Origin of the sequence: Sporosarcina sp. 6E9 (genome assembly GCF_017921835.1) — a bacterium.
GTDB lineage: Bacteria > Bacillota > Bacilli > Bacillales_A > Planococcaceae > Sporosarcina.
Genome location: NZ_JAGEMN010000001.1, coordinates 1,985,558 through 2,003,889, shown reverse-complemented (window position 1 = coordinate 2,003,889; position 18,332 = coordinate 1,985,558). Strand labels below are relative to the sequence as shown.

The window sequence follows — 18,332 nt, the reverse complement described above, 5'->3', positions numbered from 1 at the left end:
GGAGAACAACTAATGAATTTTTCATTCTCAGAAGAACAAACAATGTTACGCAGCACGGTCAGAGGATTTGTAGATAAGGAAATTATGCCACATATTGGGCAATGGGATCGCGAGGGGAAATCGGATCCGGCGATTTACAAGAAGCTTGCAGATCTTGGATTAATGGGCGTTTGTATACCAGAAGAATACGGCGGCAGCGGCATGGACTATAATTCACTAGCGATTGTTTGTGAAGAATTGGAAAGAGGAGATACTGCGTTCCGTACGGCCGTTTCCGTTCATATCGGGTTAAATAGCCTGTCAATTTTGCAGTGGGGGAATGAAGCGCAAAAGCAAAAATACTTGGTGCCACAAGCAAAAGGTGAAAAAATTGGCGCGTTTGGATTAACGGAACCTGCAGCTGGATCTGATGTGGCAGCACTTCAAACGACTGCCGTGAAAGACGGGGATCATTATATTTTAAATGGCCAGAAAACATGGATTTCGTTATGCGATGTCGCGGATAACTTTCTCGTATTTGCATACACAGGAGACCGTTCTAAAAAGCACAAAGCAATCTCCGCCTTTATCGTAGAACGAACTTGGGAAGGTTTTTCATCGGTTGCAACAAAAGGAAAACTAGGAATCCGTGCTGGAAATACAGGCGAGTTATTTTTCGAAGATGTTAAAGTGCCAAAAGAGAACTTACTTGGCGAAGAAGGCGAAGGGTTTAAAATTGCAATGGCTTCATTAGATAACGGACGTTTCACAGTCGCCGCAGGTGCAGTCGGCCAGATCATGGCATGTATGGAAGCAAGTGTTGACTATTGTAATGTGCGCAAAACGTTCGGAAAAGAAATCGGTAAGCATCAGCTCGTGCAACAAATGATTGCCAACATGGAAGCAGGTTTCCAAATGAGCAGATTACTCGTTTACCGCGCTGGCGTATTGAAAAATGAAGGCAAACGAAATACGAGAGAAACATCACTCGCAAAGTGGCAAGCCTGTGATTTTGCAAATCAAGCAGCAGACGACGCAGTCCAAATACACGGCGCCAATGGTTATTCAGATGAATATCCAGTTGAACGATATTTACGTAACTCCAAAGCGCCGGTTATTTACGAAGGAACACGTGAAATCCATACAATCATGCAAGCAGAATACGTCATGGGCTATCGCGAAGATAAACAACTGAACAAGATGTTACCAAGTTGGGAAGAAGAATTGATACAATCATAAACTAATTTAGTTGCCAGCTAACTTAAAGTATTTTTAGGTACCTTTTTTAGGTACCTGTGCAAGAAACTATTCACTACAATTGCATAAATTTAATGGGGTATCGACTGTGTAACACTTTGTCGATACCTTTTTTGTGTTTTCATTCGAATTATTGAATAGTCATAATTGCACCGTGCACAGGTACCTATCTATCAGCTATCAAATAGTCCAAAAGTATACCATTAAAATCACACCAAAGTAGAATAACAAAACGGTGAAAAGTACTCGTTAGAGGGAGGATGGATTCTTTAGCTGAGTCTATACTTAAGTTAGTTCCATTTTCATAGGGAGAAAAAATGAGTCTCTAGGAGGAGATGACCGGCGCTTAACTATAGAATTTTTTATCTACTACTGTAAATAACGTTAGAAGATAAACACAGTTATCGAACTATGAAAATGTTTGGAACCTGATCTGCCAAATTAATCGCAATAAAATTGATACTCGGAAAAGTATCTACCAAGTAAGTTTAGGTAACAACAAAATTAAAAACAAATCTTAGGAGGAAATTAAAATGAGTCTTAAAAAGAAACTAGCAATGAGTATCGCAACTGGGGCATTAGCTGTAAGTATGATCGGTGGGGGGACTTATGCTTATTTCAATGATGTTGAAGTGAACCAAAGTACATTTGCAGCAGGAACATTGGATATTAATATTGAAGGTAACGATGCAGACAATGCAATTATTAATGTTGACAATCTGAAACCAGGGGATTATATGATACGTACATTTAAAATTAATAACACTGGTAGCTTGGATGTATCTAAGGTATTGTTGACATCAAATTATACAGTATCTGACTACCATAACGATAATAAGGCTACAGACGACTTTGGAGAACATATTAAGGTTAAGTTCCTTGTCAATGCAGACAAAAGATCTCCTGTTCTCTGGGAAACTACTTTAAAGAATCTGAGTGAAGCAGACGCTGTTGAAAGAGATATTATTGGAACTATTCTTGGCGGAGAACCTAGCGGACTAAAGGCCGGCACATCCGATGAGCTTATCGTTATGTTCGAATTTGTTGACGCTGGTGATCAAAACGTTTTCCAAGGAGATTCTTTAAAGCTTAACTGGACATTTGACGCAAAGCAGACTAGTGGGACATTGAGATAACATATTTCCCCGGGAGGAGAGCACCTCTCCTCCTCTCTTTTATTTTATAAGACTGCCAGTACTCCTACTTATATATATTTCTCAACACACAACCCAAACCAACCTTGTGTTTTGAGAAATCTATTTAAGAAATGCCATTCATAAAAATTCGAAAGGCGTGAACAGGTTGAAAAAAGAATTGAGAAAAGAACGTAGACGCAGATACAAGAAGAATAATCAAGGTCTTTTCGTAGTTTTGAAAATGGCTTTGATATTTTATTTAACTATTTTTAGCGTTAGTTACATGACCTCCGGCACATCCGCATTTTTCAGCAACCAGTCGACAGTTTCCCAATCAATCACTGCCGGTATATGGGATGATTCCGATGAACCGGACGAATGCGATAAAGAAGAAGCGGAATCTGACAATGAAATCAATCCAGACTGTGAAAATGAAGATGATGAGCTTGTTCCAGAAGACGAAAATGAAACTGAACAAGAAAATAGTGAGCCAACGAAGTCAGAAGATAAATCAAATGAACCAGATATTGAAAAAGAAGATGAAGTTGATTCAGAAGAAGCTGTCAACGAGGAAGAGAACGAAAATCCTAAGGAAGATAATGAACAACCAGAAACTGAAGAAGAATCTGTAGACGAATCCAATGAAAAGAAAGCAGAAGTTGAAGCACCTATAGAAAAGTCGCCAGATGACGGCGCCGATGATGAAACAAACACTGCTGAACCTGAAGAAGAAAACACGGAAAAAACAGAGGGGGATTCAAATGAATAAGAAAAAAGTAGCGTGGAATAGGGAGAAAAAAGAAAAGAAGAAAATAATGAAATGGATAAATAGCATTGTAACTGGGATACTGATGGTCTTGCTAATCACTGTAGCTTCGGTAGTAGTTATCACGAAAGCTTCCGGCGGGGAGCCGCAACTTTTCGGTTATCAATTAAAAACAGTTCTATCTGGGTCAATGGAACCGGATATCCAAACCGGCTCAATAATTTCCGTAAAACTAGCCGAAGATAAAACGAAATTCAAAGAAGGCGACGTCATTACATTCATGGAAGAGGAAGGGATTTTGATTACACACCGGATCACTGAAGTGATGGGAAGTGGAGATTCTGTACTCTACCGAACCAAAGGTGACAACAATAACGCTGAGGACATGAATCCGGTTCTTGCCACCAATGTGGTTGCTGAGTACACTGGGTTTACATTGCCTTACGTCGGTTACTTTATAAACTTTTCTCAATCAAAGAATGGCGCATTCCTTTTGTTAATACCTGGTTTTCTACTGCTTATCTATTCTGCTTTTACGATTTGGAGGGTATTGTCTCAAATCGAACTGTCTCCAAAAAAGCAAGCAGATATTTTGGAAGAAGATGCAGAAAAAAGTTCTTCTTGAATCGATCGCTAAGATATAAAAGGAGGCTTAATCATGAACAAACTGTTTCGGTTTATCCCGCTATTATTATTGATTAGCGGAATATGCATCTTTCCCGTAGCGAGTGTATTTGCAGAAGATGATAATGATACAAAGAAGAAGGATATAGATATCACGCTTTCACCAAAAGATACGTTATTTAACATTAGCAATATGAAGCCCGGTGACTGGGCGCCCCGGACCATTACAGTTAAAAATTCTGGAAGTAAAGACTTTACCTATCAAATGGAGTCGAGGAACAATGGAGACACAAAGCTGTTTAATGAGTTACTGATGGAAATAAAAGCGGACGACAAGGAATTGTATTCAGGCAAATTGGCTGAATTTAAATCTGTAGGCGCAAGAAAACTCGTAAGCGGTAGTGAGGAAAATCTAGACATCACGATTCGTTTTCCAGCGCACCTTGGGAATGAGTTTCAAGGGCTTGAAGCAGCATTTACGCTCAATTTCACAGCGGAAAGTAAAAACTCCGCTCCAGTTAAAACCGCGACAAAAGGACAGATTGACAGCGGCGGTCCAAAGTCAAACGGATTCAGCCTGCCCGCCACATCAACAAGTATATTTAATCTATTATTAATAGGTATTGTACTCGTGTCAGGTGGAATTGTGATGATGATCATCGGCCACTACAGACGGATAAAATCATCAGCTTAAACTAGGTGTGAATGTGGTACCTGTGCAAGAAACTATTCACTACAATTGCATAAAATAAGTGGGGTATCGACTGTGTAACACTTTGTCGATACCTTTTTTGCGTTGTTATTCGAAATGTTGAATAGTCATAATTGCACCTTGCACAGGTACCTTCTAATAGTGCTAATTAATTAGGTATATTTACATAAGAATGAGACATTTAATTCCTGGAACTGTTATGATGATACTGTTGAAAAATTTCATAGTATATAGAATGCGAGGTTTAAAATGATTACGAATGCAAAAGAATTGAAATCGAACTTGAATAAATTAATTAGCGATCCGGATTTTTTATTTTTACAGGAATCCTTTGAGAAAGAAAGTTTGTTTCAATTATTAGGTTTTGGGCACCGTGAAACAATGCATAGTGCATTTATTAGCTGGCTAATATCACCGACTTCATCTTTGAGTTTGGGTTTATTTCCACTGAAACGTTTTCTTAACTATATTAGTGAAGAGAACATTGGAAATGTGAAAACAGCTATTGATTTTGATTTAATTGAATCGGATGTACTTGAACTGGATAAAATGCAAGTTTTTACGGAGTATTCGGAGTCCGTGGTTGATCCAGAAACCAATACTAAATTAAATGCTAGATTTGATTTATATTTAGTGAATGATACCGTAAGGATAATTATAGAAAACAAAGTATTATCACGTGAGAATAAAGACCAAACAGTGACCTATACTAAGATTTTGAATGACTTAGACAACCCCTATACATATGATTTAAAGGTGTTTTTATCGCCTGACCCTACGGTGAAGCCGAAATGTCCAGATTTTATTCAAGTTGATTATCAAGGTTTGTATGATTTCGTCATTCTTCCTTGCTTAAATCATCCTCAAATTTCAATTGAGAATAAAAATATTTTAGAACAATATGCACATAACTTAAGCATGGTATATAGAGGAGTGAACAAACCGATGGCTAAGGTGAACAATGAATTATGTATTTCCATTTATAATAAATATAAAGATGTATTAGACGAGATCTTTGATGCGGTGAAAAATGAAACGCCTGAAAAACGAAAACCAAAAACATCCTCTACAGTTCGTGTATCCAAGCTACCTTGGAATGAGATATATATTCGTCTAAGTGAGGACGAGAAGTATTTGGAGTCTACGTATGGAAACACTTTAACAAAAGCAGAAATTGATTTAACTAGCGGTCATATTTTATTCCAAGGAAAAGAGTTTAGTAGCCTTTCAAGTGCAGCTATTGCGGCGGTCAATTCTATCAAAGGTGAGAACTTCACAGATCGCTATAACGGATTTGCTTTCTGGAGTATCGTCTATCCAAATGGTGAAAGGAAGAAACTCTCTGAGGTGCGAACTGACCTCGAATTAGCCATGGAAACAGAGATAGAAGATTAAGTATAAATTTTAGGTACCAAAATTTTAGGTACCTGTGCAAGAAACTATTCACTACAATTGCATAAAGTAAGTGGGGTATCGACTGTGTAACACTTTGTCGATACCTTTTTTGCGTTGTTATTCGAAATATTGAATAGTCATAATTGCACCTTGCACAGGTACCCCTAAAAAGGTACCCCTAAAAAGATACCTCCAAAAGGGCACCCCCTAAAAGGTACCCCCAAAAAAACGTATCCCCAAAATGCCACCTCTCAAATGATGGATAATCATACGGGAAAATGGTATTATATGAGGTGACTAATTTTATCTTTAGTGTAATATAACATAAAATAAATTCCGAAAGGGAAGATTGGATCATCCAATCTTCCTTTTCGGCAAGACTTTAAATATAGAAGGGACTCATTATTATAAAAAAGACATTTGCGTATGAAAGAGAATTGCCATCATTACCGATACCTCCGTTAACTAGCACACAAACGAAACTCCTCGAGTGGGTTGAACCTCTCCTAACTGAAACGCAATTTCAAAACACAACAGAAGTTGTGAATCGATTTTTCCGAAAAGATGGGGAAGCTGAAATGCTTCAGGAAAAACTTCATGAATGGGACGACAAATTGTCTGGAAGTTGGCTCAAGCCTTTTTGGGATGATGCATATTTGAAATATCGTGGTTCATTGCCAACAGGGATGAATTTCAATATTTTATTGGACAATAAAAAGCATGAAAACCGCTATACGAGAGCTGAGTTGGTTGGGAAAGTAGGCCGTTTGGTCGCGGAGTTTTATCATACGATTATTGACGGGGAAATAGAGCCAGTTACACTTAGCGGAATTCCGCTTGATATGGGGCAATATAAGAAGTTTTTCCGCTCCGTCCGCATCCCTAGAGTTGAAAGAGATGAGTTTAGATTAGCTGAATTTGATAAAAGAAATAATCACATCGTTATCTTATATAAAAATAACTTTTATAAAGTAAATGTAACGAATCGTGAAGGCGCGATTTATCAAAGTAAAGAAATTGCATCAGCTATTGAACAGGTATTTCAATCAGAGAAAAATGAAGGTGCAAACGTCGGCATTTTTACAACAGCCAGAAGAGATGAAGCGGCAAGAGTCTATGAAGAACTGTCTGTTTCAAAAATAAATGCAGAAAATCTTCAAGCGATTGCTGATGCACTTATTGTCATTTCGTTGGACGAAGATAGCAATCATTCACAAGAGGCGATTGAAAATCTGATGTTAAATGGATCAAATAAGTATTTCGATAAAACAATTCAAGTTGTCATTACGAAAAAAGGTGAACTTGGTTACAGTATTGAACATACTGCTGTGGATGGCACAACGATATTTGCGGTTATTAGCTATGTAAATGACGGACTTTCCACTGATGCTCCTGAATTAATTCAGACGACTGAAGAAACTGTAGTAGAAAAAATGGCGTGGGAAATTTCAACGGAAGTTCAGCACTCGCTAACGAGATTTCAACAAGAATTTGCGCAAACGAAAAGTGATTTTCATGTCAAATCAAGAACCTTCTCGGAATTTGGTTCAGACGAGATTAAAAATATGAACATCAGTCCAGATGCATTTTTCCATATGGCCTTGCAAATTGCCCAGTACAGAACGTTCGGTGTGCTAAGAAGTGTGTATGAGCCTGTATCTGTCCGCGTTTTCCATGAAGGTAGGACAGAATGTGCCAGAGCGACTAGTATGGAGAAATGGAACCTAGTGAAGGCGTTGGAAAACGGTGAAAAAGACAACGAGACTTTGTATTCATTAATGAAGAAAGCTGGCGCTGCACATTCGAATCGAATTATCGAGTGTCGTAAAGGTTTCGGTGTTGAGAGGCATATGTTTGGCCTTGAACAAATTTATTATCTACACGGCGAAGACTTAGGGTTAAAGGAATTGCCTGAAATCTTTAATGATGAAGGGTATTTAACAATGCGACATGATTTCATCTCGACAAGCGGAATGGCTTATGACAATGTGAAATATCGGATTTTCGGACCTGTCGTAGAGGGCGGATTTGGATTAGCTTATATTTTATTGGATCAGTCAATATCTATAAACATTTCGTGTCGTATTTCAGAGGAAAAGCAGGCGCAGCAATTAACAAATCATTTAATCGATGCGCTAAGGGAATTACGTCAGATTGGCAATAGCCAGCAAAAATTTTAGGTACCTGTGCAAGACACTAATCAGTAAATTCACTACAATTGCATAAAGTGAAAAGGGGATATCGACTGCGTAACGCTTTGTCGATATCCTCTTGTTTTTTTATCCGACGCCTTGAATAGTCATAATTGCGCCTTGCACAGGTACCGACCAAAAGAAAGCACCGCCGATAAGCACCGTCAAAGTTTCGCCTTAAACGCCGCGTTTATTCCCCCATACGAGTGTATGCAGTTGGGGTAGTACTTTAGCGTCGTTCATGATTGTTGAGTGAACTGTTTTTTCGATTAGCCACTCATAGCGTTCGAGCAAATTCGTAACGAGAACGCTATCATCTGTTGTCAATGTATCATCATTTCCAGTTTGTAAAAAGAATGGAAATGATGGGTAGCGTAGATGTATTTCTTCCGCATATATAAAATCTGCATCATCGAAAATGACAATTTTAAGACTGGCGTTTGAGTTCACCAGACGTTCCATGAAGATGTCCAGTTTATTGAAATCCGTTGTCATCTTGGAACTTGGCGGTTTTGGAGAGAGCGTAATATCGTCTACTTTTAGCAACCAATCTTGCCAAAAAGAAGCTTGTGTTTCAACTGCAACTTTCCATCCTTCGGCATGGCATATATCGATGAACTCGCCAAGGCCTTTGTGAAGTGCGGGATTCCCACCTGAAATTGTGACATGTGAAAAGGACTGTCCGCCTATGTTTTTGAGTTCCTCTACAATTTCAATTGGGCGTTTCAATTCACTTTTACCCGAGCCGTCCCACGTAAAACTTGAATCGCACCAAGCGCATGAATAATCACATCCAGCAGTTCGGACGAACATCGTTTTTTGCCCCATAACCATACCTTCACCTTGAATTGTTGGACCGAATACTTCCATTACAGGAATTTTCATAGAGCGTCCTCATGTTCTGGTCGGTAGACGACATAGCTTGTCGGCGTTTCCCGAACAATGACTTGAAGACAGACTGGCTGATTTATTCTTGTCTGCAGTACTATTTGAATGGACTGCGAAATCTGTTCTGCTAAACGTTCAGTCGTTGGAAAATTCGTTTGGAATTCAGGATGATCATTTAGGACGGAATGATCATACTTTTTATGAATTAAATCTTTAATTATCTTGAAATCAATGAGGAAACCGGATGAGTCCAATTTGTTTCCTCCGATTGTTACATTTATATAGTAAGTATGGCCATGCATCATCTGACATTTCCCAGCATCTTCGTTTGGAATGAAATGCGCAGCTGAAAAATGCATGTCTTTATTTAATTCGAATCGATAGGAATGTTGCACTTGTGGATAAAATTGTTGCATCATTTGGCCGCACCTACTGACTTTTGAGATAAGTAAGTGGCAAGTCCCGCGTTTCGCAACAAGCACGCAGGACATTTTCCGCATCCTGAACTTGGGATCCCGTTGTAGCAAGTAAGCGTTTTTTCTTGCACAAAATCAAACGCATCAAGTTCATCAGCCAATGCCCACACTTCAGATTTATCCAGCCACATGAGCGGTGTATGGATAACGAACCTTCCGTCCATTGCTAAATTCAATGTGACATTAAGAGACTTGATAAAATTGTCCCGGCAATCAGGATAGCCGCTGAAGTCTGTTTCACTAACACCAGTAATGAGATGGCGAGCGCCAATGGCATCCGCATAAACAGCCGCAAATGAGAGAAATAAATGATTCCTCCCGGGTACAAAAGTCGACGGAAGTTCGCCGTCCTTTTCTATCACGTCGATATCATCCCGCGTTAATGCATTTGCAGATAACTGATTAATCAAATTCATATCCAGCACCTTGAATGATACATTGAGTTCTTTTGCAATTAATCGCGCATATTCAATTTCATCCGAATGGCGCTGTCCATAATCGAACGTCACCGTCGCAACTTCACCAAATTTTTTTAATGCCCAAAACAGGCACGTCGTACTATCCTGGCCGCCACTAAAAACAACGACCGCTTTTTCATTCTTCAAAGTAATCATCTCCTTAGTTTTTTAGAGAGGGAGTTCGCGAACCTCTTTTTACAATGCTAATGATAACATATATACAACCCTCAGGGGGAGAGTAATAGGTACCTGTGCAAGACACTAATCAGTATATTCACTACAATTGCATAGCCGTGAATAGTCATAATTGCACCTTGCACAGGTACCTATTCTACGATCCATGCGGGAGCACGGGAACACTACTTTTCTGTTATACTATTCTTCTAGAACGTTAATGACTGCTAAAATTATTTTTCATTATTAACATAGCGTTAGAAGTGCGGGAGGGGTGGCTTATATGATGGAACCTTATTTCATAACTGCATCTAAGAGAATGTGCCAAGAGGCCGGTATGGATCCAAATGAGGTTTCAAGACCGAAGAAATTTTTAAGTGAAGTAGCATTTGAGGATAGACGAAAATCCTATAGTGAAATATTATCTGTTGTGAGTTTTTTCTCGAATAAACTACTAGACTCGCTACAGGGGACGCCAATACTTGTGGTGGTTTCGGATGCAGAGGGTTATCTGTTAGATATTGATGGGGATGCAACGATCAAATCTATGATTGAACAATTTGGCATTAAAAAGGGCAGTCTTTTCACTCAAGAAGATACGGGAACGAATGTGATTAGTCTCGCATTGCAAGAGAAGCAACCAATCAGTATTATTGGCGACCAACATTATCATACTTTTCTTCATGAAATTGCGTGCTATGGAACGGCGTTTTATATTACTGATGAAAATAAAAAGCTTGGCAGCGTATGTATCATGATGCCGATTCAGTTTCAGAATCCGCTCTTCTTAACGATGTTAAGCCAGTCGATTGATTCGATTGAAAGAGAGTTATTACTGAGAAAACAAAATAGGAAATTGGATATTCTTAATCAAATCATGTTGAGCAGAACCCGAAACGGAATTGTAATTACTGATGAGTTTGGCATCACAATCGAGTTTAATGAATTTGCTCAAAAAATCTCGAATACTAGTCGGGAATCAGTCATCGGGAGAAATATTTGCGAATCGCCTTTAACTGGTGACTATTTCAAAGAAGTACTGGAACAAGAAAAAATGTTTAATAATGAAGAACTTAAATTTGAAGATAAGTCCGGGAATCTTGTCGTCTGCCTATTTGATGCACAACCGATTTATGAAGGGGACAAAATGATTGGTGCTTTTGGTCAGTTCAGAGATATTTCCGAAAGGTATTTATTGCAAGAGCAATATAACTACTTAGCCTATCATGATGAATTAACGAAATTGCCTAACCGCCGATATATAAAAAGAGAAATAGACACAATCATCCGGGAACTCCACTCGGGCGTTCATCGGACATTAGCACTTTTATACATAGATTTGGATCGTTTTAAAATCATTAATGATAATTTCAATCATTCATACGGGGATTACTTGCTTACAGAGGTGAGTAAGCGTTTATCAACTTGCCTGGGTGAAAATGATGTTCTTGCCCGAATGGGTGGTGATGAATTCATCTTCTTGCTCAAGGATTTTGAAGATGCTAATTACGTTGAAAACAAAGCAGAAGCGATCATTAATCTGTTTACGCAACCATTTTTAATTCAAAATAAAGAAATTCATACGACAGCTAGTATAGGCGTTGCGATTTATCCAGATTATCCACTTTCCTATGAAAAGCTTATGGTTTATGCTGACAACGCGATGTATCAAGCAAAATTACAAGGTAAAAACCGATACGTCGTTCACAGTTCCGATATATTAAAAGTCATGCAAGACGAATACAGTCTGGAGTTAGATTTGGGAAGAGCGGTTGAGAATAATGAGTTTGTCCTTCATTACCAACCTCAAGTTCATAATCTTACCGGCGAATTGGTTGGATTTGAGGCGCTTATTCGCTGGGAACATCCAGTGCATGGACTTTTACTACCCGGTAAGTTTATCAAACTCGCAGAAGAAAACGGTTCAATCACACAAATTGGCGAATGGGTTATTAATGAAGCATGTGCGCAAAATAAAAAGTGGCAAGAGGCTGGTATGCCGCCACTGAAGATGTCCGTAAATCTATCTACACAACAATTTCTTACGACAAACCTCATTAATTTTATGGAAGAAGTTTTGGAACGTACGCAACTCAATCCGGAGTGTTTCGTTGTGGAAATTACAGAATATATGGCTATGGAATACGATTATTCCATTCGCGTTTTGAAACAGTTAAAGGCACTTGGTATCGGAATCAGTATTGATGATTTTGGGACAGGGTATAGCTCGCTGAATTACTTGAAAGACTTTCCGATTGATACGATTAAGATTGACAAGTCATTCATCGACGAATTAATGAATGATCGGAATGGTGCTTTAATCGTAAAAGCCATCATTACACTGGCCCATAACCTTCAAAAGGAAGTAATTGCAGAGGGCGTTGAAACAATAGAGCAGCTGAACTTCTTAAAAGAACATAAATGTGATATTAGTCAGGGCTTTTATTTCAGTGAAGCACTTCCAGCAGATGAAATAGCGAACAGATACTTAGCATAACAAAGGTCATAGGGGGCAAAATTGTATGAAAACGACAGCATCCGTATTAGTAGAAAACTTTAAACATTGGGGAATTCACCATGTATTTGGGATTCCTGGTAAGGCAGTCTCACCAATATTATTTGAGCTATTGAACCATGAATTAGAATTCGTATTAAGTAAACATGAAGCAGCTGCAGGTTTTGAAGCGACAGGTTATGCGTTGATGAATGGGAAAATCGGTGTCGCCGTGGGTACATCTGGGCCTGGCGGAACAAATCTGATTACAGCAGCTGGCCAAGCAAAAGCTTCCAATGTACCTTTATTAATCATTACAGGCCATCCTTCTAGGAAAGATACAGGAAAACCACTGGGGCAGGATTCCAGCATTTTTGGGACTGATCTAGTCGCCATGTTCAAATCCGTCACCAAATTCAGTGCGGCTGTAGACCGAGGCGATATGTTACAACCGTTCTTACAACATGCACTGGAAATCGCGGTTACTGGTGTAAAAGGACCCGTGCATCTGTCGATTCCTTTTGATGTTTTATTGGAGGAAATTGACCCCTTCCAAATCGATTTTCCGGTGTCTCATGAAATGATTTCTCCGAGAACAACCGAAGTGATTGAAAAGCTGAACGTGGCTAATCGTCCGCTTTTGTTTCTTGGAAAAGGGGTTCATTCCAGCAGGGCTTACGACGAAGTAAGGCATCTCGCTGAGCATTGGAACATTCCTGTCATCACGACGCCGGGCGGAAAAGGGACGTTCCCGTCGAATCATAAGCTTTCTTTAGGTGCATTTGGATTGGGGGGAACCCCCGATGCGACGGCATACTTTGAGGATCCGGTTGACTTATTAATCGTTATTGGAACGAAGTTAAGTGATATGTCGACGGCTGGTTTATCGGTAGATATGCATCCCGACCATGTCATCCACTTTGACTATGATCCAACCTATATTGGAAAAGTGATACAAGTACCAACGATGCCTGTTCTTGGCGATATTAAGTCCAACTTAACAGCGGTTTTAAAGGACATTCCAGAAACAAACAGCGCATCGTTTTTAACGCAACCTGAGAAAAAACTTCTTCAGGTAAATCAACCAGGTGAACCGATGTCTGCAGTACAAGTGTTAAGAGCGATGCGTAACGCACTTCCGGATGACGCGATTATCTTTGGTGATGATGGAAGCCACTCGTTCTACGGTATAAAATATTATGACATTCACAAGCCTGGGACTTTCTTCTTTGATGATATTTTCGGCGCGATGGGGAACGGAATTGGCTATTCCATCGGTGCAAAATTAGCAGCACCTGAGAAAACAATTGTCTGCTTAGTCGGAGACGGCTGTATGTTCATGCATGGTACGGAAATCTCTACAGCATATAACTACGACTCTCCTGTCTTGTTCATCGTTTTGAATAACGGACGATTAGACATGGTGGAAAAAGGGATGCAAAAAATGATTGGTACATCAATCGGCGGTATTTATGAAACGCCACTCGACGCAACCAAATTTGCGGAATCCATGGGACTTGAAGCGCATACGTGTTATAATCCTAAGGATCTGGTCGATTTGATTAAAGAAGCATTACATAAAATTAATGAAACGAACAAGCCAATTCTAATAGAAGCAATCGTTGATGAAAATGAAATTCCACCAACGATGGGGAGGCAATAAGCAGATGGAAGAGAACGAAAGATACACAGCTGGATTGAAAGTCATGGAAGAATTATTTTCTGAAGAAGTACGTAGCGGAATGGAACAAATGAAAAAAGTTTCCCCCGACCTTTGGGAATTAATCGTCTCCTTTGGTTTTGGAGATTTATATGCTAGAAATACACTATCCCTTTCTCAACGGGAAATCATTACGCTCACCACACTCATTACGCAAGGTGCTTTCGATCAACTTCAAGTTCACTTGCAAGCTGCTTTGAAAGTAGGGCTCACAAAAGAAGAAATCATCGAAATCATCATCCACTGTGCTGGATATGTTGGCTTTCCAAAGGCTGTTCAAGCAATGGGAATCGCCGATGAGATATTCAAGCAAAATGAGCAGGACGCGTCTTTATAGAGAGTTCTAGGTACCTGTGCAAGACACTATTCAGATAATACACTACAATTGCATAACGTGAAAAGGGGATATCGACTGTATAACACTTTGTCGGTATCCCTTTGATTGTTTATCCAGTGTGGCGAATAGTCATAATTGTACCTTGCACAGGTACCGCCATAATTGCTATTGCAAAGATGTCGCCATAAACGGTAGCCTTTTAAACTATCCATCCAAGACAAACACACAACCCCTTATTTTCACATAATGTAGAAATAGAGAGGGGGATTTATATTTTGAAAAAAGAACAAGCTTCATTACCTGAGAAAAAGAAGACTAGAGAAAAATGGCAACCCTTTGAAGTGATTGGAATACTCCTAGTTGCTGGATCATTAATGATTTTAATATTCAATCCTAATTCATTGGCAAACTTTTTCAACACGGTGATAGCGGAAGTCAAGCCGGTTGTCGTTGATATTTTTTTAACGAGTGAAGTGGGAATTGCTATTATTGTCAGTGTCATTTTTGGCCGTACTTTGGAGCGATTAGGATTTACGGACGGTTTAATTCGAATTTTTGTCCCCGTGATGAAATGGCTTAACATTAATCCTGCCGTTATCGTTCCAAGTGCTTATAACATTCTTGGAGATATCAATGCCGCTGGGAAAATAGCAGGGCCTATTTTGGTGAAAGCGAAAGCGACAAAATCCGAACAGAAAATAGCTGTTGCTACGATGATTCAATCGCCGCAATCTTTTGCAACGCTCGTATTAGGTCTTATCGCATTAGCTGTCTTCAATATTAATGCATTTCCACTTATATTCTTCGCAATTTTTCTGCCGATTATCCTTGTTCCATATCTGTTATCCGTTACAATATATCGAGATACAAAGCGTGTCGCATTAAAGGAGTTGCCCCGTTTCACACCCAAAACGAGGTTCCTGCAAACAATATTTTCCTCATCAAAAGAAGGTGCCGAGTTACTTTTCTTAATTATTATCCCGGCAGTCGCGGCAGTGTTTTTCTTCATTGGCGCTTTGAAATTCTTTGGTATTTGGGACGCAATTCAATCTGGGTTAACAACGATATTAACCTTAATGAGCATCGAACCATCCACTGGAATCGTTTCAATCCTTGCCGCACCTACACTCGCAGTCGCGCAATTATCCGAGCTGGCAAGTACCGTTGATCCAAAATTGATTGTAGGTTCATTCGTGCTAGCGAATTCAGGCCTTCCATTGTCGGTCATTTTTGGTCAAGTGCCTGCAACCTGGGCGGAATCATCGGATTTAAATGAAAAGGAAGTTGTAAAAGCAGCAGTCGTCGGAATGATTATCCGATTTGCAACTGCTTGGACATTAGCGGTTCTATTAACGCCATTCTTGGTGAATTAATGATGGGGAAATATATGCTTTGCGGAAAAAAGATTGTCACTGTTAGTCACTTAGGGACAATTGAAAATGGTGCTGTCGTTGTCGAAGAAGGAAAGATTATTGATGTAGGCACTTGGGATAGGCTGGAGAAAAAATATCCTGCTATAAAGTTAATCGATTGCTCGGATTTCGTCATAACGCCTTCTTTAGTTGATTGCCATACGCATTTATTAGAATTTGCACCAACCTCACTTTATCCTGATGCGCCCATAAATCACTTCGTAGCGGGAAAGGAACTTCTTTTCGATGCGTTATCTTCGGGAATCACTGCGCTGGGTGAACAAATTTGTGGTCATCCACAATGCGATTTCTCAGTGAATGATTATCGAAATGCGATTAAAGATATGCCGATTGATATTTCATTTGCCACGACAAGCATTTCAATTGGCTTTGACGAATTAACCCATTTTAGTGCACTCACACAATCTAAAAGCATAGATAGAAAAACTTTGAACGATTTATCATTGGTCCGATTGATCGCACAAGCAAGCGACTATCCCGGAGAAAATATATTTATCAACGCAACACCAGCCAATTTTACTGCGAATGAAGTACCGAGAGCTGGAGAAATTGTTTATACACTAGAAGAATTGAAGAAAATCGTCGACATCTACCATCAGTCAGGGAAACAAATTGGCACACATGTCGCTGGAGAAGAAGCAATCGACATGGCATTAGAAGCAGGTTTCGATGTTTTACACCATGCGCACGGCATTTCAGACGCGTTAATTGAAAAGGTTTCAGAGCAAAAAGTGAGAGTTGTAGCGACACCAATCGGAGGAACTCACCTCATGCCAAACTCGCCCGGAGATATATTGAAGCTAATGGACAATAAAATTCCTGTATCAATTTCAACCGATTCATATTTACCACCATTTCAAGGAACCTCATGGCTGCCTTTTCAAGACACTGAACTAAAAGGACCCAAAGAACTCATGTTAATCGCCCAACCAGCTATGCACCTGTTAAAAAAGCAGCATTACAACGAAAACGAAATCCTAGCAGTACTCACAGCAAATCCCGCTGAAATCCTAGGAAAAGAAAAACACTTTGGGAAAATCGAAGTAGGAATGGAAGCGAACCTTTTAGTAGCCGAAGGAATTCCAGGTTTAGAAATTACCGACGTCGAAAAAATCAAGAAAGTATTCTACAAAGGCCAACAAGTCGTCAACCGTATTTAATAGGTACCTGTGCAAGACACTATTCAGATTATACACTACAATTGCATAAATCAAGAAAGGGATATCGCCACATAACACTTTGTCGATATCCCTTTGGCTTTATATCCAAATTCGTGAATTGTCATAATTGCACCGTGCACAGGTACCTTGGAAGGGTACCTTGACGGGACTAAAAAAAGGAAGCTGCCAAGTGATTATCTTGTCGGCTTCCTTCCTTATACATGATTAACCTAAAAATAGATACGCTAGCATTTCCAGTGCAATACTTATTAATATATAACCACTAAATAACAGAATTGCTATCCAAAACCCACCCCAACTAGTCCCGCCACGTTGTTTTACTTTTTCTAATAGCTGTTCACCTGAGTATTCCGTTTGCAACTTTTCGATTTCTTTTTGAGCATGGTTCTTATATATACCATTTCCGGCTATACCCAATGTCACTGCTACACCCAAACCAATATAGTTATTAATAGGGCCCCCATCTATTCCAGTGACCAAGATGACAATATCGATTGCAATAAATATCAATAATATGTATGCAATAACTTTGTACATTTTTCGATAGCCTAACCAAAAGAAAGTAGCGAAAACTGCAGCCCAGTTAATGGGTCTCTTATTATCTGGGTGCCATTTCCCAAAATAATACGCCTGTTTCTTTTCCCCTACAAATGCGCTCAACAGATTGTCATTCTGTACATTTTCGGGTATTTGAGTTAAGTCCGATTCTACTGCGCTAGTTTGCTTTTCGCAATTTCCACAAAACTTTTCACTTTCATTTAATTCCTTCCCGCACTCGGGACAATACATAGAGTTTACCAAACTTTTCATCCCCTCCTAACCTATGAATTGAGTATACCTCAGTTCATAGGTTATGGGTTATAATTTCCAAATTCCTGAAAATATCCTCATAAGTTTTAGGTACCTGTGCAAGAAACTATTTCGACAATACACTACAATTGCATAAAACCAAACAAGTAACCCGATTCTACAGGTACGTAATCAGACTTTAAGAGTTTTTATACGAAGCCGTGAATTGTCATAAATGAACCTTGCACAGGTACCGCCACAATTAACCCCTGAAAATGGATTTCGAGCATGAGTACAATGTAAGTCAAAATCTGTGACGGA

The 18,332-nt window shown here is 39.4% G+C and carries 16 protein-coding genes and 1 riboswitch; of the genes, 12 read left to right on the top strand and 4 right to left on the bottom strand.

The annotated features are described in order from the left end of the window. The first annotated feature begins 12 nt into the window (after positions 1 to 12). The 7 genes from J4G36_RS10195 (at position 13) to J4G36_RS10165 (ending at position 8,049) form a co-directional block, all read left to right on the top strand. Positions 13 to 1,218: an acyl-CoA dehydrogenase family protein gene (locus tag J4G36_RS10195; RefSeq protein ID WP_210469890.1), complete on the top strand. Its 1,206-nt coding sequence runs from the start codon at positions 13 to 15 to the stop codon at positions 1,216 to 1,218. 551 nt (positions 1,219 to 1,769) lie between these two features. Continuing rightward, positions 1,770 to 2,372, top strand: a complete 603-nt coding sequence (locus J4G36_RS10190) for a TasA family protein (RefSeq protein WP_210469889.1) — start codon at positions 1,770 to 1,772, stop codon at positions 2,370 to 2,372. 166 nt (positions 2,373 to 2,538) lie between these two features. After that, positions 2,539 to 3,141: a SipW-dependent-type signal peptide-containing protein gene (locus tag J4G36_RS10185; protein ID WP_210469888.1), complete on the top strand. Its 603-nt coding sequence runs from the start codon at positions 2,539 to 2,541 to the stop codon at positions 3,139 to 3,141. Beyond that, complete coding sequence (sipW, locus tag J4G36_RS10180) at positions 3,134 to 3,763, top strand: signal peptidase I SipW (protein ID WP_210469887.1); 630 nt, start codon at positions 3,134 to 3,136, stop codon at positions 3,761 to 3,763. Before J4G36_RS10185 ends, sipW begins: the two co-directional genes overlap by 8 nt. A gap of 33 nt (positions 3,764 to 3,796) precedes the next feature. Further along, complete coding sequence (locus J4G36_RS10175; protein ID WP_210469886.1) at positions 3,797 to 4,456, top strand: M73 family metallopeptidase; 660 nt, start codon at positions 3,797 to 3,799, stop codon at positions 4,454 to 4,456. 267 nt (positions 4,457 to 4,723) lie between these two features. After that, positions 4,724 to 5,869: a PD-(D/E)XK nuclease family protein gene (locus J4G36_RS10170; protein WP_210469885.1), complete on the top strand. Its 1,146-nt coding sequence runs from the start codon at positions 4,724 to 4,726 to the stop codon at positions 5,867 to 5,869. 437 nt (positions 5,870 to 6,306) lie between these two features. Continuing rightward, positions 6,307 to 8,049: a choline/carnitine O-acyltransferase gene (locus J4G36_RS10165; protein ID WP_210469884.1), complete on the top strand. Its 1,743-nt coding sequence runs from the start codon at positions 6,307 to 6,309 to the stop codon at positions 8,047 to 8,049. A gap of 189 nt (positions 8,050 to 8,238) precedes the next feature. On the opposite strand, the gene queE is transcribed toward J4G36_RS10165, so the two are convergent. Genes queE through queC form a run of 3 tightly spaced genes read right to left on the bottom strand, consistent with a single transcriptional unit; the run spans position 8,239 to position 10,030 of the window. Further along, positions 8,239 to 8,946, bottom strand: coding sequence for a 7-carboxy-7-deazaguanine synthase QueE (gene queE / locus J4G36_RS10160; protein WP_210469883.1), 708 nt, complete (start codon positions 8,944 to 8,946; stop codon positions 8,239 to 8,241). Beyond that, positions 8,943 to 9,368: a 6-carboxytetrahydropterin synthase QueD gene (gene queD, locus J4G36_RS10155; protein ID WP_210469882.1), complete on the bottom strand. Its 426-nt coding sequence runs from the start codon at positions 9,366 to 9,368 to the stop codon at positions 8,943 to 8,945. The genes queE and queD overlap by 4 nt, the downstream gene beginning before the upstream one ends. Beyond that, a complete protein-coding gene (gene queC, locus J4G36_RS10150; protein ID WP_210470524.1) occupies positions 9,365 to 10,030 on the bottom strand; it encodes a 7-cyano-7-deazaguanine synthase QueC in 666 nt (221 codons plus the stop codon). Before queC ends, queD begins: the two co-directional genes overlap by 4 nt. Before the next feature lie 7 nt (positions 10,031 to 10,037). Then, positions 10,038 to 10,081: riboswitch (PreQ1 riboswitch) on the bottom strand. A 259-nt stretch (positions 10,082 to 10,340) separates the two neighbouring features. Here queC and J4G36_RS10145 point away from each other — a divergent pair. The 5 genes from J4G36_RS10145 (at position 10,341) to J4G36_RS10125 (ending at position 17,201) form a co-directional block, all read left to right on the top strand. Next, positions 10,341 to 12,554, top strand: coding sequence for an EAL domain-containing protein (locus J4G36_RS10145; protein WP_210469881.1), 2,214 nt, complete (start codon positions 10,341 to 10,343; stop codon positions 12,552 to 12,554). 25 nt (positions 12,555 to 12,579) lie between these two features. Then, a complete protein-coding gene (locus J4G36_RS10140; protein ID WP_210469880.1) occupies positions 12,580 to 14,214 on the top strand; it encodes a thiamine pyrophosphate-binding protein in 1,635 nt (544 codons plus the stop codon). A 4-nt stretch (positions 14,215 to 14,218) separates the two neighbouring features. After that, positions 14,219 to 14,608 (top strand): carboxymuconolactone decarboxylase family protein, encoded by a 390-nt coding sequence (locus J4G36_RS10135; RefSeq protein WP_210469879.1) that lies wholly within the window; start codon positions 14,219 to 14,221, stop codon positions 14,606 to 14,608. Positions 14,609 to 14,883: 275 nt separating this feature from the next. Further along, the gene (locus J4G36_RS10130) at positions 14,884 to 15,981 is read left to right on the top strand and encodes a hypothetical protein (RefSeq protein ID WP_246880473.1); all 1,098 of its coding nucleotides are present in this window, start codon (positions 14,884 to 14,886) and stop codon (positions 15,979 to 15,981) included. Then, positions 15,939 to 17,201, top strand: coding sequence for an amidohydrolase family protein (locus J4G36_RS10125; protein WP_210469878.1), 1,263 nt, complete (start codon positions 15,939 to 15,941; stop codon positions 17,199 to 17,201). Before J4G36_RS10130 ends, J4G36_RS10125 begins: the two co-directional genes overlap by 43 nt. 225 nt (positions 17,202 to 17,426) lie before the next feature. Here the strand turns inward: J4G36_RS10125 and J4G36_RS10120 are convergent, their stop codons facing one another. Next, positions 17,427 to 18,032, bottom strand: a complete 606-nt coding sequence (locus J4G36_RS10120) for a zinc ribbon domain-containing protein (RefSeq protein WP_210469877.1) — start codon at positions 18,030 to 18,032, stop codon at positions 17,427 to 17,429. Between the last annotated feature and the right edge of the window lie 300 nt (positions 18,033 to 18,332).